Origin of the sequence: Aurantiacibacter sp. D1-12, assembly GCF_028858515.1 — a bacterium.
Classification (GTDB): Bacteria; Pseudomonadota; Alphaproteobacteria; order Sphingomonadales; family Sphingomonadaceae; genus Alteraurantiacibacter.
Map to the genome: position 1 here is coordinate 130327 of NZ_JAPJZJ010000004.1, position 23124 is coordinate 153450.

Below are 23124 nucleotides of genomic sequence, written 5' to 3' on the forward strand. Positions count from 1 at the left end.
CGCCCTTGCGGCCCGACGCGCCGTGCTCCGCGACACGGTAGCGAACTGGCGCTGCTCTCGGGCGCGACTAGCGCACGACAGCCCGCGACTGCGGGCCGCCCGGTAGGGCGAAGCCAAGGAGGCCGGACGGCCCCCGCCCGGCGCTTGAGGGGCCCAAACAAAGATGCGAATAGCACCGAGGACGCTCACGCGGAGGCGTGAGCGAAAAACAAACCAGCGATCACGCCTGTAATCCTCATCTGGCGTTAAGCCGTTTCCTGCGATACACCCTACGCAGGGACCAAAATCCGCTTAGGAATCACTCGTTATGAAAATCGCTCCCGCCATACGCGCTGCTGCTCTTTGCACTGCCGTTGCCCTGATGCCCGTTACCACGGCGGCCATCGCGCAGGTTGATGGCCGTGCCTCACCCGAGTTTGCACGCCTTTTCGCTACCTATCAGCGGATTAAGGCGAGCTATGTCGAGCCAGTGGAGGACGAGGTTCTGATCCGCGGGGCGATTGACGGGATGCTGGGCGCGCTCGATCCGCATTCCGCCTATATCGATGGTGCCGCGATGGAGCGGCTGACGACGATGATTGACGGCAATTACCAAGGGCTTGGTATCTCCATCCAGATGGAAGACGGCGCGGTAAAGGTGATTTCGCCGTTCCGCGGGAGTCCTGCCGAGGAGGCAGGCATCGCGGCAGGCGATTACATTACCCACGTCAACGGTCAACTGATCTTCGGGCTCGACGTGGATTCTGCCGTTGCCCAGATGCGTGGTCCTGCCGGAACCGATGTGGAAGTGACCATCTTCCGACCGGGCCGCGAAGACAGCTTTGAAGTAACGGTGACGCGCGGCGTTATCGAGCTGGAGCCGGTGACATGGGAGATGATTGGCGATGATATCGGCCATATCTCGGTCAACGAATTCTCCGCCGATGTGGGTGCGGATGTGCGTCAGGGTTTTGAAGAATTGACCCGCGATGCGGGCGGACAATTGGCAGGACTGGTGCTTGACTTGCGGCGCAATCCGGGCGGTTCTCTCGATGAAGCCGTGGCGCTTTCGGACCTGTTCCTGACCGAAGGGCAAATCGTGTCGCAGCGCGGCCGCACCCGGCGGGACAGCGTGTTCTACGAGGCCGAGAGCGTCTATCGCGGCGATGTGGCCGATGGCGTGCCGATCATCGTGCTGATCGATGAAGGCTCTGCCTCCGCATCGGAAATCGTGGCCGGTGCCCTGCAAGATCACCGCCGTGCGCTGGTCATGGGTGAGCGCAGCTTCGGCAAGGGCAGCGTGCAGACGCTGCTTCCGCTCACGCGCGATTCGGCTTTGAAGCTAACGACCGCGCGCTATTTCACGCCTTCGGGCCGCAGTGTGCAGGAAGGCGGGATCGAGCCCGATATCCGCGTGCCGCAGCTATCCGATCCCGATGCCGAGCGTCGCCAGCGCCTCGCGCTGCGCGAAAGCGACCTGCGCGGCCACCTGATCAACGAAGTGGGTGTCGAGGATACCGCGCTGGAGCGTGACCGCATCGATGATCCGCGTTTCCAGCTGACTGCTGCCGAACTGGCTGACATGGGCGTCGACGACTTCCAGCTCGATTATGCCGTGCGGACTTTGCGTCGCACCACCGGTGTGAGTGTCGCGCGTAGGTAGGTCTTCTTGTTTTTCGAAGCTGCCTCCGCAGCCGTCCCGGAGCGAAGCGGAGGGATTCAGGCGAGGATAGCCAAGCGAACGGACGTGAGCGCCGGCGCTTGAGGTCAAACAAACAATAATTCCTTGTCTCAAGCGCCTCCTGTCTGGATAGAAGCCTTATGACTGCTTTGACGGATTCATCGGACAAACTGGCGCAGCGCCTCGCGCTCGCCATTCCTGCGGCGTTACTGGGTGGTGCCTATATCTCGCAATACGGCTTTGACCTGTTCCCGTGCGAAATGTGCTGGTGGCAGCGCTACCCGCATTTCATTGCGCTGGGGCTGGCGCTTCTTTCTTTCGTTGCGCCGCCGAAGAAGGTCTGGATCGGCCTCGCCGCACTGGCGATCCTTGTCTCCGGCGCGATTGGTGCGTTCCACGCGGGCGTCGAATACAAGTGGTGGCCCGGAATCACCGGTTGCACCGGCGCGCCCGATCTCACCTCTTTCGACGTTGTTCGCTGTGATGAAGCGCCCTGGTCGCTGTTCGGTATTTCGCTTGCCGGCTGGAACGCGCTCTTTTCCATTGGCGGAGCAATAGCCATATGGGTGCTGTTGCTGGCGAAAGAGAGGCGCGCATGACTGCCAAGAAAGACCGTTCGGAAATGATCCGCGTCGATCAGGCGGGCGAATTCGGCGCGACGCGTATCTACGCCGGGCAACTCGCGGTGATGGGTGAACGCGGTCCGCATTCGGCGGAAATCCGCGCCATGGCAGAGCAAGAGGTGGGGCACCGAGCGGAATTCGATGCCCTGATGGCGCGGCGCGGCGTGCGGCCAACCGCCTTGCAGCCGTTCTGGCACTTTGCCGGTTATGCGCTGGGGGCTGGCACCGCACTGCTCGGCCCCGAAGCGGCAATGGCCTGCACCGCGGCGGTCGAGGAAGAGATCGACCTGCACTATTCGCGCCAGCTTGATGAGCTTGAGGCGGATGGCGATGATCCGGAACTTGCGGAAATGATCCATCGTTTCCGTGAAGACGAGCGCGAACATCGTGACGCCGCGATTGCGCACGGGGCCGAAAACGCGCCCGGCTATCCGCTGCTCCACGCTGCCATTCGCCTGGGCTGCAAGGCTGCGATTCGCATTTCGGAAAAGATCTGAAGCGCGTTTGCGGCACCAAAGCCTTCATCGCCCGTTCAAGGGTAATGGCGCTTTGTCAGGCTACAGATTTGAACCGAGGACCACAATGACTCGCTTTTTTGCCCTTTCCGCCGCGTCCGCCATCGCCCTGGCGCTGCCCGCCATGCCTGCCGCAGCGCAGGATCAGGGCGGCGACCGCGTGAACCAGATCATCGTTTACGGCGATGACCCGTGCCCGGTCTCGACCGAGGAAGAAATCACCGTCTGTGCGCGGCTGGATGAAAGCGAGCGTTATCGCATTCCGCCAACGTTGCGGAACAGCAATTCGCGCGAGAACGAAACGTGGGATTCGCGCTTCAAGAGCCTTGAGGCCGTGGGCGCGTTCGGCCCGCTGTCGTGCACTCCGGTGGGGTCAGGCGCGGAGCACGGTTGCACGATGGAAATGATCGAGCAGGCCTATGCCGAGCGCGCCGCAGGCCGCGATGTCCGCATGAGCGAGCTGGTGAACGCTGCGCGCGAAGATCGCCTGTCGACCATCGATGTCGATGCGGCGATGACGCAGGAGCGGGTGGAAGAGCTGGAGCAGGCCGAACTTGAACGCCGCCGCCTGGCTCAGGGCCAGCCGATTGAGGGCGAAGAACCGCTGCCCGCAGTCACCGTCGATCCCGATGCCATTCCGGAAGATCCACCCGCTGTCCCGCAAACACGCGACGACTACTGAGCAAGGTCAGCTGAGCGCGATATCGGGCGCGTCTTCCTGCTTCATGCCGACGACGTGATAACCGGCATCGACATGGTGGGTTTCCCCTGTCACGCCCGATGATAATTCGCTGAGAAAATAGAGCCCGGCTCCTCCCACGTCCTCGATCGTGACATTGCGGCGTAGCGGCGAGTTCAATTCGTTCCACTTCAGGATGTAGCGGAAATCGCCGATGCCGCTGGCGGCCAGCGTCTTGATCGGTCCGGCGCTGATCGCGTTCACGCGGATATTGTCCGGCCCCAGATCATTGGCGAGATACTGCACGCTTGTTTCAAGAGCGGCCTTGGCCACACCCATCACATTGTAATGCGGCACGACCTTTTCGGCGCCGTAATAGGTGAGCGTGACGATGGAGCCCCCCTCACTCATCAAAGGCGCGGCGCGCTTGGCGGCAGCGACCAGTGAATAGGCGGAGATGTTCATCGTCATCAGGAAGTTGTCGAGGCTGGTGTCGACATATTTGCCGCGCAGTTCGCTCTTGTCCGAAAAGCCGATGGCGTGGACGAGGAAATCAAGCTTGCCCCACTTCGCCTCAATCTCGGCAAAGGCGGCATCCATGTTCGCCATGTCGGAAACATCGCACTCGATCAGGAAATCGCTCCCCACGCGCTCCGCCAGAGGTGCAACGCGCTTCTTCAGGGCTTCACCCTGATACGAAAAGGCCATTTCCGCGCCCTGTTCGTGCAGCTTCTGCGCAATGCCCCAAGCCAGCGACTTGTCGTTGGCGAGCCCCATGATCAGGCCCTTCTTGCCGGCCATCAGTCCACTCATTGCTCTGCGTCCTCCTTCGGCGCATCGGTCGTCCCATCACGGCCCATGCGGATACGTTCTTCTTCGGGCGTCTCGGCCAAAGCCGCGTTCAATTCAGCCCCTGCAACCATCCCTAAGCCCACCAGCCAGAAAAAGAAAAGCGCGATCATGAAACCGGCGAGCGATCCGTAGGTGAGATCATAGGTAAACAGGCTCCGCAGGACGGGCGGCATCGCCATGGTCACACCGGTCCACCACAGCATGACCAGCAGCGCACCGGGCCATTTGGGATAGCGTCGTGTCCGGTAACGCTGCGGCGTCAGCGAAATGAACAGCAGCCAAAGCGCGACATAGAGACCGATCGAAGTGGCGATCCGCGACCACGCGAGCTGACCGAGCGTGTTTGTCAACTGCGGGAAGTTGGCGCTGATAACTTCCTGCGCGGTCTCGATCATCACCTGCGCGAACAGCGATGCGATAAGCAGGAATACCGCGCCAAGAATGATCGCGGTCGAAAACAGGCGGTATTTCCAGAATGCCTTGGTCGCGCGCGTGCCGTATGCGCGGCGCAGGATATCGCGGATCGTTTCGACAAGGCTGCCCACGGTCCACAGACCGACAAGCCCGCCAACCCACAACAGCCAACCGCTGCGCATCTCGACGACGTTTCGCGCCACAGGCTCGATCGTATTGGCGACAGTTGGCGGCAGGGTGCGGATCAGCGCCTCGATGGCGGCCATCTGCTCGGCCTCCTCACCAATCAGCCGGAAAACGGCAGCGCCCAGAATGAAGAACGGGAAGATCGCCAGCAGCGACATGTAGGCAAGGTTGCCCGCGTGGATGGTGCCATCGGTGAAGCAACCGATCACAACACGTTTGATAACGATCCACGTCTTTTCGAGCACATTGTGCTCGGGCTCCGGCAATTCGGGATGATCGATCGCAGCAAGACGGCGCGCCTCGGGCGAAATTCCCGTGGCAATACGGTCGCCTTCCACGTTGGCCCGATTATGCGATGACGAGACGGTCACGCGGGCGTTCTACCAGTGTGAGCCGCAGTGTCGAGCAAGAGCGTTTAGCCGCCCATTTCGGAGCGGGGGTTATCATCATCGCTCCAGTCGCCAAGCTGCTCTTTCAGAGCATCGAGATTGTCGGGCAGCACGATTTCGAGCGAGACCAGCTGGTCGCCGCGGCCGCCGCCTTTCTTGCTCCAGCCTTTGCCCTTGAGACGCAGGACCTTGCCAGAGCTCGATCCGGCGGCAATCGTCATCATTACTGCGCCATCCACGGTTGGCACCTTGATCTTGGCGCCGTGCACGGCTTCGCTCAGCGTGATCGGCAGGTCGATGCGCACATCGTCGCCGTCGCGCCAGAAATAGTGGTGTGGACGGATATCAATGGTGACGATAGCATCGCCATTGCCGCCGGGGCCGCTCTCGCCCTTGCCCTTGAGGCGCATCTGCGTGCCGTCTTCGACGCCCTCGGGCAGCGACAGGTCGATGCTCTTGCCATCGGACAGTGTGATGCGCTGTTTGGCGCGCGATGCCGCGTCGATAAAGGCAACGGGCAGCGTGTAGCGCACGTTTGCCCCCTTTTGTGGAGGCGGCGGGGGTGCAGAACGGTAGCTGCCCTTGCCATTGCTGCTTCGCGAGCCGCGCGATGCGCTTCCCCGACCAAACAGCCCTTCAAACAGATCGCCGATGTCGAGATCATCGGTGTTGAAGCCCTGGAAATCGCTGGCGGAGAAGCCAGCGGAACCTCCGCCCGGGCGAGAGCCACCAAAGCCACCACCCATTCCGAACGGCATGGACGGATTGCCATCAGCATCAATCTCGCCGCGATCGAACTGGCCGCGCTTTTCCTTGTCGGACAGCAGATCATAGGCCTGCGTTACTTTGGAAAAGCGCTCGGCCGCGCCGGGTTTGTCCTTGTTCCGGTCCGGGTGCAGCTCTTTCGCAAGCTTGCGATAGGCAGACTTGATGTCCGCCTCGCTCGCTGAACGGCTGACGCCGAGAAGGGTATAGGGATCACTCATGGTGTGTTAGGTAGGTAAAGCGCGGGGATTCGGCAAGGGAAGGCTTTCCTACTTGCCAAAGCGGGACTAGGTCGGGCGACATGAGCATTCGGATAGCACTGTTGACCACCGGCATCTTGCACCGGTTTGTGCGGTCGACGGTTTCTTCTCCAGGACACTGTCACACCTTCTCATCTAACCCGTTGATACCAAACGCTTCAGGATCGTCACGATGACCGAGAACCCGTCCATCCCTTCCACTGATCCCATGGCCACCTTCGATGCCTGGTTTGCCGAGGCGCGGGCGAGCGAGCCGAACGATGCCAATGCCATGTGTCTCGCCACCGCGACGCCCGATGGCAAGCCGTCGGCGCGCATGGTGCTGCTGAAGGGGCACGACGCCCGCGGTTTCGTGTTCTACACCAATGCGCAGAGCCGTAAGGGCGGGGAGATCCGCGCCAACATGCAGGCGGCGCTGCTGTTCCACTGGAAGAGCCTGCGCCGCCAGGTCCGTATCGAAGGCCCGCTGGAAGAAGTGACGAGCGCAGAGGCGGATGCCTACTTCCACTCGCGTCCCTTCGTGAGCCAGGTCGGTTCCGCCGCCAGCGACCAGTCGCGCCCGCTCGATACCCGCGAGACCTACCTTGAGCGTGTGGCGCAGATCGAAGCGCAGTATGGCGAGGCAGGTGAAGTCCCGCGCCCGCCGCACTGGACGGGCTTTCGCTGCATGCCGAGCGCCATAGAGCTGTGGCATGACCGCCCCAATCGCCTCCACGAACGCCGTCGCTTCGTACCTGAAGGAGACGGGTGGACCAGCACCCTGTTGTACCCGTGAGCGACACCCGCGCCTCCCTCACGCGCAGTGCCGCCTTGGCCTCGATCAGCGTCGCGCTGGTGCTCGGTGCGTTGAAGCTGTGGGCGGTCTGGCAGACAAGCTCGACCGCGATGCTCGGCTCGCTGGCCGATACCGCGCTCGACCTTGTGGCGAGCCTCGCCACGCTGCTGGCGGTTTGGGTCGCGGCACATCCGGCGGATGACAACCACCGCTTCGGCCACGGCAAGGCAGAGGCACTCTCGGCGCTGTTCCAGGTCATCCTGATCGCGCTTTCGGCCAGCGCCATCGCCTTCCGTGCGGTGCTGCGGCTGGCGGAGGGCGGAGAGACGCAGGCGGCCGAAGCAGGAATCGGCGTTTCGATGGTGGCCATCGTCGCCACGCTGGGGCTGGTCGCGTGGCAGCGCCACGTGGTCTCGCGCACCGGATCGGTCGCGATCCAGACCGATAGCGTGCACTACCAGTCGGACCTGCTGCTCAACCTCGCGGTGATCGTGGCCTTGGTGCTCGACCAGTATCTCGGCTTCACCCGGGCCGATCCGCTGTTCGGGCTCGGCATTGCGGCTTGGCTGCTGTGGAACGCGTGGCAGGCATCGAGCGATGCTATCGATCACCTGATGGACCGTGAATGGCCTGAAGAGCAGCGCCGCGCCTTCGTCGAACGCGCCGCGCGCCACCCGGAGCTCGCCAAGATGCACGATCTGCGCACCCGCACCAGCGGCACGCAGGACTTTGCGCAGTTTCACGTGGACCTGCCGGCGCAGATGACGGTGGAAGAAGCGCATGACATCATCGAAAGAGTGGAAGAGGACCTGCTGCAGGCCTTCCCCAACACCGAGATTCTGATCCATATCGACCCCGAGGGCCATGTTGATGAACCAGGCAACACGCTTGTCGAGGCAGACGAGTTCAAGAAGCTGAAGGACGACGAATGAGCACTTCCCAAGCAATCCCGTACTGGCATGTTGATGCCTTCGCCAATGCCACCTTCGGCGGCAACCAGGCCGCGGTGATGGTGCTGGACGAATGGCCCGAGGATGCGGTTCTGCAAGCCATCGGGGAAGAGAACAACTTTGCTGAAACCGCCTTCGTCGTGCGTGACGACACTGGCGAGGCAGACTGGGAACTGCGCTGGTTCACGCCGACATGCGAAATCCGGCTGTGCGGCCATGCAACGCTGGCTTCAGGCCATGTGCTGCTGGAGCGCGACGGTGGAGATCGCGTCCGTTTCCGCACGCGCAACGCGGGCATTCTTGAGGTTTCGCGCTCAGAAGCGGGCTACGATCTCGCGCTCCCGGCAATTCCGACAAGCAGAGGAGAGAAACCTGAAGCGGTTGCTCTCCTGGGGGCGGAGCCGCGCGAAGTGCACCTCAACCCCTACCGGTACGGCATCTACCTGTTCGATAGCGCCGATCAGGTGTTGGCGCTCGATCCCGATCTGCGTGGACTCGGGGCACTTGGCGATGACCAGTTCATCTGTACCGCTCCCGGTACGGAAACAGATGTGATCAGCCGCGTGTTCGTGCCCGGCGGCGGCGTGGACGAGGACAGTTTCACCGGCTCTGCCCATGCCGTGCTCACGCCATTCTGGGCGGATCGGCTAGGGCGGAAGAGCTTCACCGCGTTTCAGGCCTCGCAGCGCGGCGGCCATGCGACCTGCACGCTGAGCGGCGATCGCGCCGTGCTCTCGGGCGGTTGTGTAACGGTGGTGGAGGGGGTGTTCTACCTCAACGGATAGAGCGCGAAGATATCGGCCATCTCGTCCATAAGCAGCGGGCGCTGCTGGTCATGGCTTACGCCCAGCCGCACCACGGTGAGCCCCTGCTGGGGGGAGACGATCACATACTGGCCAAGGTGTCCCATCATGGCGAACGCGGTCTCCGGCCCCTGCCCTTCGAACAGGTAATCCCGCTCCGCTTCGCTGGTGCGATTGAGCCAGAGATGTGCACCGTAGTCAGCCGCAGCCGGGCTGGGCTCGCGCATAAAGCTGACCCACCCGCGCGGCACGATCTGCGCGCCGTCGACCGATCCTCCATTACGCATGAACTCGCCGAGCGAGGCCCAGTCCCGCGCAGTCGCCCAGAAGCTGCTCCCGCCGATCAGCGTGCCGGCTGCATCGTATTCGCCGGTCAGGCTCTCGAGGCCGAGCGGCACAGCGAGCCGCGCCTCGATATAGTCGGCCATTGTCTGTTGCCGCTCATCCGCATCGGCGCCTGGCGCAATCAGGTCGGTGGCGATGTCGGACAGGATCATGCTGGTGGCGGTAGAGTATCGGAAGGTCGATCCGGGCTCGAACTCGAGCGGTTGCGCTTCCGCCCAACCGGCCATGTCGTCACGCCCTTCGATGTACATCATGCGCACTTCGGGCGACTTGTAGACCGGAACAGTCATCTCCTGATGCCGCAAGCCTGATCGCATTTGCAAGAGATGGCGCAGAGTGATCTCGCTGCGCGGATCGCCGGTACGCTGCCATGCCTCGACCGGTGCGGGATCGTCCAGTCGCAGGCGTCCGTCTGCCACCATCATGCCGATCAGCAGGCCGGTTGCGGTCTTGGACATGGACCAGCCGACATGGCGCGTCTCTGCGGGGAAATCCTCTGCATAACGCTCGGCCACGACTTCACCGTTGTACATGACGATCAGCGCGCGCGTTTCGCCCACGCCCTCTGCGGTGAAGACATCGTCCACCGCACGCGCCAGTGCTTCGCGCGAAACGCCCGGTTCCACCACCACCGCGTTCATTGCCTCTTCGGGCAAGGGTGGTTCGGGCGGCGGGCCATCCTGCGAACAGGCGGCCAGTAAGCAGGTAATCACGCCCAACAGCACAAGGCCTCTTGGCGAGCGGGCCGTGGGACGGCTAGGGAGCGGGCGACGCGTCATCACGGCGCATCCTTTCCAGCAGGTGCGAGCAAATGGCAACCGCAAAACAGGGCAAGACCAGCCTCTTCTCGATCCTCTTGCGGATCACGGGCTTCGTCGTGGTCGCCGCCTTCCTTGTGTCCTTCTTCTTCGGAGAAGCGATTGCCGGATACAGTTCCGCAGGCACGGGATATGCCGCGAAGACATCATGCTCGTGCCGCTATGTGGCGGGGCGCGACCTCGATGCGTGCTATGCTGATTTCACACCCGGTATGTGGCCGATCTGGCTGAGCGAGGATGAAGAGGCGCAAACCATCACTGCCCGTGTGCCATTGGTTGACAGCGCCGAGGCGAGCTATCGAGAAGGGTACGGCTGCGTGCTGGAACCTTACGGCGGATAGGCTTCAAGCGGGCTCGGTCGCTTCGATCCAGCCACCGCCGATCACGCGGTCTCCGGCATAGATCACCGCCGCCTGTCCGGGCGCGACGCCAAATTCGGGGCTGGCAAAGCGCACGGTGACCTCCGCGCCTTCCCCCAATGCGCCTTCCACCACAACCGGCACCGGCTTGGAAAGAGAGCGCACCTTTGCGGTCAGCTCACCACTCGGAACGGGACCGATGCGATTGGTCTCTACGACCTGCGCAGCGCCCACGGCAAGCAGGCGCTTCGGCCCGACGCGGACTTCCGCGCTCTCGGCATCAAGGCCAACCACATAGAGTGGTTCGGGCTGTCCGCCAATCTCCAGACCGCGGCGCTGGCCGACGGTATAGTGAATGATCCCAGGGTGCTGGCCCAACGTCTCACCTGTCTCGGCATGCACGATATCGCCTGCGCGCCCGCCTTCGGGGCGCATTTTCTTGACGATCTTGGCATAGTCGCCATCGGGCACAAAGCAGATGTCCTGACTATCGGGCTTGTTCGCCACGACCAGACCGAAACTCTCTGCAATCTCTCGCACCTGCGCCTTGGGCAGTCCTCCCAGCGGGAAGCGCAGGAAGTCGAGCTGCTTCTCTGTCGTCGCATAGAGGAAATAGGACTGGTCACGTGCCGGATCGAGCGCGCGGTGCAATTCCACACCGTGCTCGGCCTCCACCCGGCGCACATAGTGCCCGGTGGCGAGGCAGTCAGCGCCTAGCTCTTCCGCCATGCGCAACAAGTCGGTGAACTTGGGCCCCATATTGCAGCGAATGCAGGGAATGGGTGTGCGTCCGGCGAGATACTCGTCGGCGAATGTCTCGACCACCTCTTCGCGGAAAGCGCTTTCGTGATCGAAAACATAGTGCGCAATTCCCAGACGGTTCGCCACTTGCTGGGCATCACGAATGTCGTCGCCCGCGCAGCACGCGCCCTTGCGGCCGGTCGCTGCGCCGTAATCGTAGAGCTGCAGCGTAATGCCGATCACTTCCGCGCCGGTTTGCGCGGCCAGTGCGGCAACCACCGAAGAATCGACGCCGCCCGACATGGCGACGACAATGCGGCATTCGGCCGCCGGGCGCGGCAGGTCGAATAGCGCTTCAGCGTTAACCGTGCCCGGAAGGCCCGATACGTCAGCGGACAGGGATTCGGCGGCGTGGTTCATGGCCGCGCGCCTACACCCATCTCGGCGTCGGCAAAACCCCCTGAAAAATGTAACATAGGGTTAAGCGCAGTTTTACCTGATCTTGACGCTTGGCCCCTAAAGCCAGTGGAATGTTCGAGGGAAAACCACCTCTGCCACCCGCTGCAAGCGGTTCTGAACGCGGCGATTCTGCCGCCGGAGAGCTGTGCGCGCTGCGCTGGCCCGATCTCGTCGCCAAGCTTGCGGCGGCAAGGGACCTGCGTGCCGAACTGGCCGGGCAAGAGGACGTCTCTCTGGCGAGCTTTGATCCGCACGGAGCGGCGCATCTCGCCTCGCACAGTGAAAAATCGCCCGTTGATGGCAAACGGAGCGTTAACCTTGATGGTTTAGCCAATGGCAAAGGGAACGGCGGCATTGTCGATTCAGCCATTGATAACGATGATCCGGCGTACCGAGGAAATACATGATCGAGAACCAGAAAATCCGACCGGCACAGGTCATTGGCCCGCTTGGCGAGCCGCTGACGATCGACGATCTGCCTTCGCCCAAGACGAAGCGTTGGGTTGTGCGTCGCAAGGCCGAGGTCGTGGCTGCTGTGAATGGCGGCCTACTCACGATTGACGAGGTTCTCGAGCGCTATGGCCTGACGCTGGAAGAATTCGCCGGCTGGCAGCGAGCCGTCGACCGCTCCGGCATGCAAGGCCTGCGTGTGACACGCATCCAGCACTACCGCGATTTGTACGAGCGCCAGCTCAAGTACTGATCCGGGTAAGCGCCCGGCGCGGCGTTTTACACATTCAAACACATAAAGAGGGAGTATCGGTTGCGCCGATGCTCCCTCTTTGTCTATCAAAGGCCTATCTCTGGGGAGATCACAAGAAGGAGAAGGTTATGGGTTGGATCGCAACTATCGTGCTGGGCGGCGTCGCCGGCTGGCTCGCGAGCATGGTGATGAACCGCGATGCCTCGATGGGCATTTTCTGGAATATCATTGTCGGCGTCATCGGCGGCGTGATTGGCAGCTTCATAGGTAGCTATACCGGCTTCCTTACAGATGACGCCGGCTGGGTCATGTACCTGGTCACAGCGACCATCGGTGCAGTCGTATTGCTGGGCATTGTGAACATGGTCCAGCGCGGCCGCGTGCGGTAAACGCACAACACTGCCGAACAAAGGCTCAAGAGGGGCGGAACATCTCGTGTGTTCCGCCCCTTTTCTATGCATTCCGCCAGCAAGCACTTCGTCGGGCCTTGTGGCTGTTTGGCAGAACCCTGCATTGCAGCCCGGTGTATTAGGCCGCTATGGCGGAGTGCGAAGGTGAGACAGAGTGTGTGATTTGCGCCCAAAGCGGGTAAGATCGCGCGAATTTGGGGCGTAAGTCGATGAATTTAGAGACCACAGTGAACACATCAGACACCGCCGATGCGGTCGATCTTGATGGTACGGGATATGATGGCGCTCCTGCCGAAAGCCCCAAGAAGCGTCGCAATCTCTACATTGCCATTGCTGTCGTGCTGCTCTTCACGATTGCTGCAGCATTCATGCTGTCGGGCGGAGAGGCAGAGCCGACGTTCGCTCCGAACGAGGAAGGCAATCTTCCAGCCGTGACGGTTCAGGCGCCGGGCTCGGGTACGATCCAGGGTATGATCAACGCCACCGGCACGCTCGCCGCGCGCCGTGAAATGCCTGTGGGTGTGGTCGGTGAAGGCGGCCGCGTTGTTTCGGTGCAGGTCGAAGCGGGTGATTGGGTGCGCGCTGGCCAGACCCTCGCGGTGATCGATCGCTCTGTACAGAACCAGCAGGCAGGTGCGCAGGCGGCGCAGGTCGATGTGGCACAGGCGGACGCAAACTTGGCACAGGCCAATCTGGATCGCGCCATGCAACTGGTCGAGCGTGGCTTCATTTCGCAAGCCGATATCGATCGCCTGACGGCCACGCGCGATGCCGCAGTGGCGCGTGTGCGGGTTGCACGGGCGCAGTTGGCAGAGCGTCAGGCGCGCAATGCCCAGCTCAACATTGTAGCCCCGGCGGCGGGACTTGTTCTTACACGCGATGTAGAGCCGGGCCAGACAGTCGGCGCAGGCAGCGGAACGCTATTCAGCATTGCTCGCGGCGGTGAAATGGAACTGCTTGCACGTGTTGGCGAGACCGAGCTCGCCTCTGTCCGTGTCGGCGCGACCGGCGTGGTTACTCCGGTGGGCACCGATCAGCAGTTCACATGCCAGATCTGGCAGACATCCCCGGTAATTGACGAGCAGACGCGGCAGGGGACTGCGCGATGTGCGCTTTCCTATGATGCGGCTCTTCGCCCAGGCGGCTTTGCCTCGATCGCTTTGAACGGAGAAACGATGGTTGCTCCGCGCCTGCCGGAAAGCGCAGTGCTTTCGGATGATCGCGGCAGCTATGTCTATATCGTGGATGCAGACAACAAGGTGGTTCGCCGCGATGTCGAGCTTGGTTCGCTCAGCGATGAAGGTATTGCCATTGCATCGGGCCTTGACGGCGACGAACGCGTGGTTCTGCGCGCAGGTGGTTTCCTGACCGAAGGTGAAGAAGTTCGACCCGTAGTGGAGGGCGCCGAGTAGGGCGCGGCAATTATGGACTTCAGCCAAATCTCCGCATGGTCGATCCGCAACCCGATCGTCCCGATCCTCGCATTCATCGGCCTGATGATTGCGGGCATCATGTCATTTCAGGACATGGATATCCAGGACAACCCGGATATCGAATTCCCGATTGCGATCGTCAGCATTTCGCAGCCTGGTGCGGCGCCGACCGAAGTCGAGAACCAGATAACCCAGCGCGTCGAGGCTGCGGTGCAGACTCTGGATGGCGTTGAAAACATTCGCTCGACTGCGTCAGAAGGCAATTCCTTCACCGTCATCGAGTATGCCATCGGCACCGACATCGCCGAGGCGGTGAACGAGGTCAAAAGCGAGATCGACAATATCCGTGGCGAATTGCCAGACGGCATTCTCGAACCGCGCGTTTTCAAGGAGCAGACAAGCTCCAATCCTATCGTGTCCTTCGGTGTTGCCGCCGATGACATGACGCTTGAGCAGCTCAGCTGGTTTATTGATGATACGGTGACCAAAGAGCTGCTGACTGTGGATGGCCTCGCCGAAGTCAGTCGCAGCGGCGGTGTAGACCGCGAGATCCTCGTCATCCTTGATCCGGCACGCATGCAGTCGCTGGGCGTCACGGCGAGCCAGGTCAACGGTGCGCTGCGCCAGCTCAATATCAATGCCGCAGGCGGGCAGGCTGAAATCGCCGGTTCGCGCCAGTCTGTGCGTGTCCTGGGCAATGCCGAAGATGCCTATGCGCTGTCGCAAACGCAGATCCCGCTTGGCGGCGGGCGTGTGGTGAAACTGGCGGATATTGCAACCGTGCAGGATTCGGTCGGCGAGATTCGCACGGTCGCCAAGGTGAACGGCCGCCAGGTCGTGACCTTCTCGCTCACCCGTGCACGCGGCGAAAGTGACGTACGCGTTTATGACGACGCGGTGGAGGTTCTCGAACGGATTGAGGAGGCCAATCCCGGCGTTACTTTCACACGCCTGTTCACCTCGGTCGATTATACCAAGGATCAGTACGAAAGCAGCATGGCACTGCTCGTCGAAGGCGCCTTGCTCGCCGTGGTCGTGGTGTTCCTGTTCCTGCGTGACTGGCGTGCGACACTGATCGCTGCGCTTGCGATTCCGCTGTCAGCCATCCCGACCTTCTACTTCATGGAAGCCTGGTTCGGCTTCTCGCTCAACACCCTATCGCTGCTCGCACTCGGATTGGTGGCGGGTGTCCTTGTCGATGATGCCATCGTCGAGATCGAGAATATCGTGCGCCATATGCGCATGGGCAAAAGCGCCTATCAGGCCAGCATCGATGCTGCGGACGAAATCGGCCTGCCGGTGGTCGCGACCACGTTCTGTATTGTGGCAGTGTTCCTGCCTGTCGGTCTGATGCCCGGCATTTCCGGACAGTTCTTCAAGAACTTCGGCCTGACCGTGGTGGTCGCTGTGCTGATGAGCCTTGCCGTGGCGCGCATGATTACACCCATGGCTGCAGCCTATTTCCTCAAAGCCAAGGGTCAGGCGACGCACGGCGAGGGCAAATGGATGGACCGTTATATCAAGGTTCTGCGCTGGTCGCTTGATACCAAGGCGTTTCGCGAGATGCGCAAGCGGCTTGGTTTTCAAGGTACGCGCTGGTGGTTTATCCCGATCAATATCGGGATCGGATTGCTGACCGTTCTAGCAATTCAGGGCCTGGTCGCTCTCCCCGGCCTGTTCGCGGCTCAGGAAGCCGCCGTGCCTGCCGAAGCTGCTGCGGGAGCGGAACAGACAGGTCCTGCATGGTGGATGATCCTCATCGGTGCATTTGCTCTTTACCTCCTCGGTGCGCTTGTCGCGATGATTGTCGGCGGACTCACCGGGCGCAAGGGTGATATCGAGCAACAAAACGCCTTCACTCGCCGCACCCGGTTTATGTCGGCGCGTTTCCTCGATCACCGGATCTGGATGGTTTTGCTGGGTGTCGTGTCACTGGTGGCCACGGTCATGATTGCCAGCAGCATTCCGGCCCAGTTCTTCCCCGAGAACGACAGCGATTTCAGCCGCGTCAGCATCTCTATGGTTCCGGGAACGACGCTCGAACAGACAGAGGCCGTTGTTGACCAGGTATCCGCGCGTCTGAGCGAGGAGCAGGAAGTTGCCATCGCCTTGGGCATCGCCAACGAAGGGCGTGGGCGTATCAGTCTTGTTCTGGGTGACGACCGTGAACGTTCGAGCCAGCAGTTCGAGCGTGCGCTCACCCCAGTTCTGCAAAATATCCCCGACGCCCGCGTTAGCTTCATGAACAACCAGGGTGGAGGCGGCACGGGTCGCGCGATTTCAATCATGCTATCCGGCTCCAATCCTGAATTGCTCAATGAAACTGCTGCTGTTCTGGCAGAGCAAATGGAAAGTATCGATGGGGCCGTGGCCCCGCGTGTCGAGTACGACCTTCAGCGCCCCGAACTGATCATTGAACCGCGTGAGGATCTCGCTGCCAGCCTTGGGGTGACAACCATTGCGCTCAGCCAGGCCATTCGCATCGCAACGCTGGGCGATATTGACCAGAATGCGGCGCGCTTCTCGCTCTCTGACCGGCAGATCCCGATCCGCGTACGGCTTGCCGAAACTGCACGGCGAGACCTTTCGGCCATCCGCAATCTTCCGGTCCCGACCGCTAATGGCGGGTCGGTTCCGCTCAGCCGCGTAGCCGACATTTCGCTCGGCATGGGACCGACATCGATCGAGCGGTACAACCAGAACCGCCGCGTTTTTGTGGGCGTTGACATTGCCCCCGATGCAGCCCGCGGCAATGTTCGTGCGGCTATCGACCGCTTGCCGATCATGCAGAACCTGCCAACAGGTGTGTCCAACGCTCCGGTCGGCGCGGATGAGTGGCAGCTCGATCTGATCAACAACTTCATTATCGCCGTGGTGACAGGTTTCTTCCTGGTCTTCGCGGTGCTGGTGCTGCTCTACCGCCGAATCGTCTCGCCGCTCGTGAACATGAGCTCGCTGCTGCTTGCGCCGCTAGGGGGATTCGTCGCACTGGTGATTGCGGGCTGGTTCCAGGGGTTTTCGGAAGGAGATTTCAGTCCGATGCCGATATCCATGCCGGTGTTCATCGGCATGCTGATGCTGCTCGGCATCGTGGCCAAGAACTCCATCCTGCTTATCGACTTCGCGATCGAGGAGATGGAGGCCGGGCGGGAAAAATTCGCGGCCATCATGGAAGCCGGCCACAAACGTGCGCAGCCGATTGTGATGACGACCGTCGCGATGACGGCAGGCATGCTGCCTACAGCGCTTTCGCTAACCGGCGATTCGGCCTGGCGTCAGCCTATGGGCGTGGTCGTGATCGGTGGCCTGATCCTGTCGACTGTCCTCACTCTTGTGATCGTTCCAGCCGGCTTCAGTCTTGCAGACGGGATGGAAAAGAAACTTGGCCCTTGGCTTCGTGAGCGTTTGCTGACCTATAAGCCGGGTGATGAACAAGCTGATGGATCTCCCCAAGCCCAGCCTGCCGAGTAGCGCATGGCGCTGGTAACCAGCGGAGCACCCCTTCCGCCCGACAAAGCGAGGCGCATGCGGATCACCGCCACGTTGATGCTGGTGGCGATGGCGGCGATATTCGTCACGACACACCAGATGCTCGGGACGCATCCGGTCTGGGGCTATGTGAATGCCTTCGCCGAAGCGGCAATGGTGGGCGGTTTGGCAGACTGGTTCGCGGTGACTGCACTGTTCCGCCACCCGATGGGCGTGCCCATCCCGCACACCGCGATTATCCCGAAGAACAAGGATCGCATTGCCGACACGATGGCGGCCTTCCTAAGGTCAAACTTCCTGACACCCGTCGTAGTCGCGCGGCGGATGCGGGAGATGAATGTCGCCAAGGCGGCCGGTGATTTCCTCACCAAAGGCGGCGGTGGTGAAGCCGGGCGCATTCGGGCAGGTGCGGGGCAGCTTTTTGTAGAGATGCTCGAATCGCTAGATCCGGACAGGCTTGGCCTGCAAGTGAAGGCAGGGCTGGCGCGCCAGGCCGAGAAGCTTGATGTCTCTCCATTGCTTGGTCGCATGCTGGAAACCGCGATTGCCGATGATCGCCATCGCCCCCTGATCGACGGCTTTATCCGCTGGACCGGCCTGACTTTGGAGGACAATGAAGACATGGTCCGCGACATGGTGCAGGCGCGCGCCAATGCGGTAATCCGCTGGACGGGCCTAGATGATCGCCTCGCCAATTCGGTGCTCGACGGGCTCTACAAGCTGCTTGCCGAGATGCATGTAGACCCCAACCATCCGGTACGCGGCAAGGTAGAGGAAGGCCTCAAGAACCTCGCGCGTGATTTGCAGCACGATTCCGAAATGCGCGCGAAGGTTGAACGGATGAAGAATGATCTGCTGGCCAATCCTGCAGTGTCTGACTGGTGGACGGGCGTGTGGGAGCGTATGCGTTTGTCGCTGATCGACATGGTGCGCAATCCGGACAAGGCGATGGATGGGCAAGTGGGCTCAAGCCTTGCCGAGTTGGGGCAGTCCTTGCAGAGCGATCCGGCGCTACAGATCCAGGTCAACCGTTTCGCCCGGCGTACGCTGGTGGGCATTGTAACGCGCTATGGCGAGCAGATCGTCAGTCTGGTTTCGAACACAGTGAAAGGCTGGGATGCGGGCACCATCACCATGCGGATCGAGCGTGCGGTCGGGCGCGACCTGCAATTCATCCGCATCAACGGCACACTGGTCGGCGGGTTGGTGGGGCTGACCATCCACGCGGCGATTGAACTGCTATGACCCTACCCGATCCTGCTCGGCCTGTGATTACGACCGAACGGTTCGACCTCTGGATACCGGGTGCAGAGGATATCCCCGGTATGCTCGCGCTCCTCAGCCATCCGGAAACACACCGTTTTCTTGGCCCGATGGGTACACCGGGCAGTCACATGTCGCGTATTTTACGCAATGTCGGGAGCTGGGTGGTCTATGGCTACGGACTGCTCGTCGTGAAGCATCGGGGTGATCCGGCGCCGATTGGCAACTGCGGCATATTCCACACGCACCGTGATCTTGGCGCAGACTTCGATGACAGGCCTGAAGCGGGGTGGATCATCGCCGCCGAACACGCCGGTCAAGGCGTCGCGAGTGAAGTTATGGAAGCTATCCTGCGCTGGTTCGATACGGAACGTGGCGGCGAGATCATGTGCATGATCGACCCTGACAATGCGCCGTCACTCAGGCTGGCAGACAAGTTCGGCTTCGCGCCGCTCCGGGTTGCCGAAATGCCGGATGGCGATACGGTGCGGCTATTCCGCAGGCCGCCGCCGGCGAAGTGATCGCCCGGCAAGCCAATCTCTACAGCCTTCGGGGGTCAGTTCCATCGGCGTTGGGCTGCGGCACCGGGGGTGGAATTTCAAATTGAATGTTCTGGATCATGAAATCGGTGACTGGTGAGCCATCTGCGGCGAGCGCCGGGGTGAATACGCCATGTTCGGTCATGGTATTACAGGCCAGCTCGCGCAGTGGCTGCGCAATAAACGGCGTCGTGACATCGCATCTTGCCAGCTGGCCATCCGAATCGACAATCAGTCGGAGGCCTACGGGCCCCTGATAGCCGTATCGCCGTGAGACACGACCATAGCCGGAGCGCAGTCGTGCCCCCACTTCCTCGATATTGGCGAGCGCGGCTGCGCGCGAATAGTTCCCCCGTTCGAATGGAGACACACCAAAGCTCTGAAGTTGTGCGATCGCGCATTGGGCCAGTACGCCGATCGCCTGATCGACCGATCCGGTCTCGATGACAATTGGATCGGCGCTGCTGCCCTGCACGACGTAGTGTGTGGCTCCCAATGCCAGAGATTCCTCGCTGCGACCTTCTGCCGCTGCGGGATTGAATGGCGGGTGGACCAGAACGAATACATCGTGGTCCGGGAACACATTCCTGTGAAACCGGTCAATTTCGCTGAGACCCGTTCCAGGCGTGAAGCCCGCTTCGACTGTTCCGGCTATTGTCACGCCTGAACCTGTAATCACGTGCTGCACAGGCAGTCCGGGCTGTAGCCTGCGCAGAACCAGGCCGATTGCACGCTCACCGTGTGTAAATTCGCGCCGCACCCAGCAGCCGACGTCAGCCTCGCCTGCCTGCCATTCGCCGGAGGGCCTGAAGACTTCCCCGGCCTCTATCGCAGCGAGAGCTTGAGGGTTAGGTTCAATGCGGTCTTGCGCAAGCAAACTGGCGGGAAGCGCGCCGAGCGCTCCCGCCAGAATGACGTACGAAAGAGCTTTCATGCCTTGTCTCATGACGCCAGACTGCGCGAGACTTCGTTACGAGGCAAGGCCTTTGAAATTAGAGCTTTTCCGTCAACTCCGGTACGGCGTTGAACAGGTCTGCAACAAGACCGATATCCGCAACCTGGAAGATCGGTGCGTCAGGGTCCTTGTTGATCGCCACGATCGTCTTGGAATCCTTCATGCCCGCAAGGTGCTGGATCGCGCCGGAAATGCCGATGGCAATGTAAACGTCTGGCGCAACGATCTTGCCGGTCTGGCCGACCTGGTAATCGTTGGGCACATAACCGGCGTCCACTGCGGCACGTGATGCACCGATGGCGGCGCCCAGCTTGTCTGCCAGCGGCGTGATGTATTGTTCGAAGGTCGGACCGTCCTTCAGCGCGCGGCCACCTGAAACAATGATGCCAGCGCTGGTGAGTTCGGGGCGGTCGCTTTCAACCGCATCAAGGCCAACGAAGCTGGAGAGGCCGGCATCACCGGGGCCTGCCGCAGCTTCAACAGCGGCCGAGCCGCCTTCAGCAGCAGCCTTGTCAAACGCGGTTGTGCGAACGGTGATCACGAGCTTGGCGTCGGAGCTCTCGACGGTTGCAATGGCGTTACCGGCATAGATCGGGCGCTTGAAGGTCTTGGGGCCTTCCACGCTGATAATGTCGGACACCTGCATCACATCGAGCTGCGCGGCGACGCGCGGCATAATATTCTTGCCGGTTGTGGTGGCCGGCGCGAGCACTGCGTCATAGCCATCCATAAGCCCGGAGATCAGCGGCGCGACATTTTCTGCAAGGCCGTTTGCGTAGGCGGCATCGTCAGCAACAATAACCTTCTCGACACCGGCAATCGAGGCATGGGCATCACCAGCGCCGAGCGCCAGGATATGCACCGGGCCACCAAGTGCAGCAGCTGCGGTAACGGTTGCGAGGGTCGCGTCCGAGACACTGTCGCCATGCGGTTCTGCAAAAACAAGGACAGTCATTTAGGCAACTCCCAGAGCTTTGAGCTTCGCGACCAGCGCGTCGACATCTTCCACGATCTCGCCAGCCTGGCGAACAGGCGGTTCGGAAACGTTGGTGGTGGTCAGGCGTGGTGCAACATCGACGCCATAATCGGCAGGTGTCTTGCTATCGAGCGGCTTCTTCTTCGCTTTCATGATGTTCGGCAGCGAAGCATAGCGTGGCTCGTTCAGGCGAAGGTCGGTCGTGACAATGGCCGGAAGCGAGAGCTTCACGGTTTCAAGGCCACCGTCGACTTCGCGCGTGACGCTAACGCTGTCACCGTCGATCTCAACCTTGCTGGCGAAGGTGCCCTGCGGGCGTCCCATCAGCGCGGCGAGCATCTGGCCCGTCTGGTTCGAATCATCATCAATCGCCTGTTTGCCGAGCATGACGATGCCCGGGCCTTCTTCCTCGGCAATCGCCTTGAGGATCTTGGCAACGGCGAGCGGCTCTACCGTCTCGTCGGTTTCGACCAGGATCGCGCGATCCGCACCCATGGCGAGCGCGGTGCGCAGTGTTTCCTGCGCTTTAGCCGGGCCAATGCTGACAGCCACGATCTCGTCCGCCTTGCCCGCTTCCTTCAGGCGAATCGCCTCTTCAACTGCGATTTCGTCAAACGGGTTCATGCTCATTTTGACGTTGGCCAGGTCCACGCCCGAACCGTCCGCCTTCACGCGAGGCTTCACGTTGTAATCAATCACCCGCTTTACCGGGACCAGAATCTTCATGGGGTTTCCCTCACTTCAAGAACTGAAAGTCTGCCGCTTATGTAAACAGCCTGACGTATAGGTCAAGCAGGAGTCTTTACCCGCTTTGAACAGGGCTATAGCATCGCAAACTCGGGATGAGGAGAAAATGCTGATGCGATTTGCGATTGTTTTGCCCGCTTTGGTGGCGATTTTTGCTCTGGCAGCTCCGGTTGCGGCGCAGGAGACCCGCGTTGCGGGCGAAGGGCACGTGCCCCCGCCAGCCGAGATCGGGCAAATCGCCTGGCTTGCGGGCGAATGGACCGGCACGGGCATCCAAGGCGCGCCGGCGCACGAGGCATGGGTGCCACCGACGGGTGACACGATGGTCGGTCTGTTCGTGCAGGAAACATCCGAAGGCGGCATCATGTTCACCGAACATATGTACATCCGCGAAGTTGACGGATCGCTGCAGGTGAATCTCAAACACTTCAATCCGGATCTCACCGGGTGGGAGGAGCGCGATGAGATGCTCACCTTCCGCCTCGTCGCGATAGAACCTTGCGCTGCCTACTTCAGTGCGCTGACCTATCGCTGCGTCAATCCCGAGAACCCCGATGAAGGATTGATCATTGCAGTGCGCATGCGCAGCGAAGGCGATGAGATCAACGAGCTTCGATTTGCTTTCGAGCGCCCTGACCGGACTGAGCAGCCTTCCACCTCATGCGCCGATGCTTTGACGACTGTCGATATGAACGAATGCTACGTGGGCTTGCTTGAATCATCGGAAACGCGTCGCGTGCAGTACCTAGAGGCTGCGCTGGCGAGATATCCGAATGATGACGGGTTGCGGCAACAGATCGCGTCAGCCGATGCCGCCTATTCAGCCTATATCGATGCCGAATGCGGTGCGGTTTATGACTACTGGCGGTCAGGCACTATCCGAGGCGTAATGTCGCTCACCTGCCGGATCGGCCTGAACGATCGCGGCACGCACAACATCTGGCAGCACTGGCTGACCTACATGGACTCGACTCCGCCCATTTTGCCGGAACCGGAGCCCACGCTTTAAGCCAGGC

The 23124-nt window shown here is 61.3% G+C and carries 24 protein-coding genes; 16 read left to right on the forward strand and 8 right to left on the reverse strand.

Annotated features, from left to right (window positions below; all coding sequences use genetic code 11):
* Positions 1 to 307 precede the first annotated feature (307 nt).
* The 4 genes from OOZ52_RS10570 (at position 308) to OOZ52_RS10585 (ending at position 3480) form a co-directional block, all read left to right on the forward strand.
* Positions 308 to 1642, forward strand: coding sequence for a S41 family peptidase (locus OOZ52_RS10570; protein WP_274698484.1), 1335 nt, complete (start codon positions 308 to 310; stop codon positions 1640 to 1642).
* A gap of 158 nt (positions 1643 to 1800) precedes the next feature.
* Positions 1801 to 2259 carry a disulfide bond formation protein B gene (locus OOZ52_RS10575; RefSeq protein WP_274698485.1) on the forward strand — a complete coding sequence of 153 codons (459 nt, stop codon included), beginning with the start codon at positions 1801 to 1803 and terminating at the stop codon, positions 2257 to 2259.
* Positions 2256 to 2780 (forward strand): demethoxyubiquinone hydroxylase family protein, encoded by a 525-nt coding sequence (locus OOZ52_RS10580; RefSeq protein ID WP_274698486.1) that lies wholly within the window; start codon positions 2256 to 2258, stop codon positions 2778 to 2780. The genes OOZ52_RS10575 and OOZ52_RS10580 overlap by 4 nt, the downstream gene beginning before the upstream one ends.
* Positions 2781 to 2865: 85 nt before the next feature.
* The gene (locus OOZ52_RS10585; protein ID WP_274698487.1) at positions 2866 to 3480 is read left to right on the forward strand and encodes a hypothetical protein; all 615 of its coding nucleotides are present in this window, start codon (positions 2866 to 2868) and stop codon (positions 3478 to 3480) included.
* Positions 3481 to 3486: 6 nt separating this feature from the next.
* Here the strand turns inward: OOZ52_RS10585 and fabI are convergent, their stop codons facing one another.
* The 3 genes from fabI to OOZ52_RS10600 are packed head-to-tail and all read right to left on the reverse strand — an operon-like array spanning position 3487 to position 6304.
* On the reverse strand, positions 3487 to 4290 hold the full coding sequence (fabI, locus tag OOZ52_RS10590; protein WP_274698488.1) for an enoyl-ACP reductase FabI: 804 nt from the start codon (positions 4288 to 4290) through the stop codon (positions 3487 to 3489).
* Positions 4287 to 5300, reverse strand: coding sequence for a YihY/virulence factor BrkB family protein (locus OOZ52_RS10595; RefSeq protein WP_274698489.1), 1014 nt, complete (start codon positions 5298 to 5300; stop codon positions 4287 to 4289). Before OOZ52_RS10595 ends, fabI begins: the two co-directional genes overlap by 4 nt.
* A 44-nt stretch (positions 5301 to 5344) precedes the next feature.
* Entirely contained in the window at positions 5345 to 6304 is a 960-nt protein-coding gene (locus OOZ52_RS10600; protein WP_274698490.1) for a DnaJ C-terminal domain-containing protein, read from the reverse strand.
* 211 nt (positions 6305 to 6515) lie between these two features.
* Here OOZ52_RS10600 and pdxH point away from each other — a divergent pair, with 211 nt between their 5' ends.
* The 3 genes from pdxH to OOZ52_RS10615 are packed head-to-tail and all read left to right on the forward strand — an operon-like array spanning position 6516 to position 8853.
* Entirely contained in the window at positions 6516 to 7118 is a 603-nt protein-coding gene (gene pdxH, locus OOZ52_RS10605; RefSeq protein ID WP_274698491.1) for a pyridoxamine 5'-phosphate oxidase, read from the forward strand.
* Positions 7115 to 8050, forward strand: a complete 936-nt coding sequence (locus tag OOZ52_RS10610) for a cation diffusion facilitator family transporter (protein ID WP_274698492.1) — start codon at positions 7115 to 7117, stop codon at positions 8048 to 8050. Before pdxH ends, OOZ52_RS10610 begins: the two co-directional genes overlap by 4 nt.
* Positions 8047 to 8853 carry a PhzF family phenazine biosynthesis protein gene (locus OOZ52_RS10615; RefSeq protein WP_274698493.1) on the forward strand — a complete coding sequence of 269 codons (807 nt, stop codon included), beginning with the start codon at positions 8047 to 8049 and terminating at the stop codon, positions 8851 to 8853. The genes OOZ52_RS10610 and OOZ52_RS10615 overlap by 4 nt, the downstream gene beginning before the upstream one ends.
* Here OOZ52_RS10615 and OOZ52_RS10620 read toward each other — a convergent pair.
* Positions 8838 to 9995: a serine hydrolase domain-containing protein gene (locus tag OOZ52_RS10620; protein ID WP_274698494.1), complete on the reverse strand. Its 1158-nt coding sequence runs from the start codon at positions 9993 to 9995 to the stop codon at positions 8838 to 8840. The two genes, OOZ52_RS10615 and OOZ52_RS10620, sit on opposite strands and share 16 nt — an antisense overlap.
* 32 nt (positions 9996 to 10027) lie before the next feature.
* Here OOZ52_RS10620 and OOZ52_RS10625 point away from each other — a divergent pair, with 32 nt between their 5' ends.
* On the forward strand, positions 10028 to 10375 hold the full coding sequence (locus OOZ52_RS10625) for a hypothetical protein (RefSeq protein WP_274698495.1): 348 nt from the start codon (positions 10028 to 10030) through the stop codon (positions 10373 to 10375).
* 3 nt (positions 10376 to 10378) lie between these two features.
* Here the strand turns inward: OOZ52_RS10625 and mnmA are convergent, their stop codons facing one another.
* Positions 10379 to 11554, reverse strand: a complete 1176-nt coding sequence (mnmA, locus tag OOZ52_RS10630) for a tRNA 2-thiouridine(34) synthase MnmA (RefSeq protein WP_274698496.1) — start codon at positions 11552 to 11554, stop codon at positions 10379 to 10381.
* A gap of 110 nt (positions 11555 to 11664) precedes the next feature.
* On the opposite strand from mnmA, the gene OOZ52_RS10635 reads away from it, so the two are divergent.
* The 7 genes from OOZ52_RS10635 to OOZ52_RS10665 all read left to right on the forward strand — a co-directional run bounded on the left by OOZ52_RS10635 (position 11665) and on the right by OOZ52_RS10665 (position 19412).
* Positions 11665 to 12000, forward strand: a complete 336-nt coding sequence (locus tag OOZ52_RS10635; RefSeq protein ID WP_274698497.1) for a hypothetical protein — start codon at positions 11665 to 11667, stop codon at positions 11998 to 12000.
* Positions 11997 to 12296 (forward strand): CtrA inhibitor SciP, encoded by a 300-nt coding sequence (sciP, locus tag OOZ52_RS10640; RefSeq protein WP_048884638.1) that lies wholly within the window; start codon positions 11997 to 11999, stop codon positions 12294 to 12296. The genes OOZ52_RS10635 and sciP overlap by 4 nt, the downstream gene beginning before the upstream one ends.
* Before the next feature lie 128 nt (positions 12297 to 12424).
* On the forward strand, positions 12425 to 12685 hold the full coding sequence (locus OOZ52_RS10645; protein WP_274698498.1) for a GlsB/YeaQ/YmgE family stress response membrane protein: 261 nt from the start codon (positions 12425 to 12427) through the stop codon (positions 12683 to 12685).
* Between the two features lie 230 nt (positions 12686 to 12915).
* A complete protein-coding gene (locus OOZ52_RS10650) occupies positions 12916 to 14118 on the forward strand; it encodes an efflux RND transporter periplasmic adaptor subunit (RefSeq protein ID WP_274698499.1) in 1203 nt (400 codons plus the stop codon).
* Positions 14119 to 14130: 12 nt separating this feature from the next.
* Entirely contained in the window at positions 14131 to 17610 is a 3480-nt protein-coding gene (locus OOZ52_RS10655) for an efflux RND transporter permease subunit (protein ID WP_274698500.1), read from the forward strand.
* 54 nt (positions 17611 to 17664) lie between these two features.
* Complete coding sequence (locus OOZ52_RS10660) at positions 17665 to 18873, forward strand: DUF445 domain-containing protein (protein ID WP_274698501.1); 1209 nt, start codon at positions 17665 to 17667, stop codon at positions 18871 to 18873.
* Positions 18870 to 19412 carry a GNAT family N-acetyltransferase gene (locus tag OOZ52_RS10665; RefSeq protein ID WP_274698502.1) on the forward strand — a complete coding sequence of 181 codons (543 nt, stop codon included), beginning with the start codon at positions 18870 to 18872 and terminating at the stop codon, positions 19410 to 19412. The genes OOZ52_RS10660 and OOZ52_RS10665 overlap by 4 nt, the downstream gene beginning before the upstream one ends.
* A 19-nt stretch (positions 19413 to 19431) precedes the next feature.
* On the opposite strand, the gene OOZ52_RS10670 is transcribed toward OOZ52_RS10665, so the two are convergent.
* From OOZ52_RS10670 to OOZ52_RS10680, 3 genes are read right to left on the reverse strand one after another with little or no spacing between them, the layout of a single operon-like run.
* Positions 19432 to 20364 carry a hypothetical protein gene (locus OOZ52_RS10670; RefSeq protein ID WP_274698503.1) on the reverse strand — a complete coding sequence of 311 codons (933 nt, stop codon included), beginning with the start codon at positions 20362 to 20364 and terminating at the stop codon, positions 19432 to 19434.
* 58 nt (positions 20365 to 20422) lie between these two features.
* A complete protein-coding gene (locus OOZ52_RS10675; protein WP_274698504.1) occupies positions 20423 to 21340 on the reverse strand; it encodes an electron transfer flavoprotein subunit alpha/FixB family protein in 918 nt (305 codons plus the stop codon).
* Positions 21341 to 22087, reverse strand: coding sequence for an electron transfer flavoprotein subunit beta/FixA family protein (locus OOZ52_RS10680; RefSeq protein WP_274698505.1), 747 nt, complete (start codon positions 22085 to 22087; stop codon positions 21341 to 21343).
* Positions 22088 to 22220: 133 nt separating this feature from the next.
* Here OOZ52_RS10680 and OOZ52_RS10685 point away from each other — a divergent pair, with 133 nt between their 5' ends.
* Complete coding sequence (locus OOZ52_RS10685) at positions 22221 to 23117, forward strand: DUF6265 family protein (protein WP_274698506.1); 897 nt, start codon at positions 22221 to 22223, stop codon at positions 23115 to 23117.
* Positions 23118 to 23124: the final 7 nt, after the last annotated feature.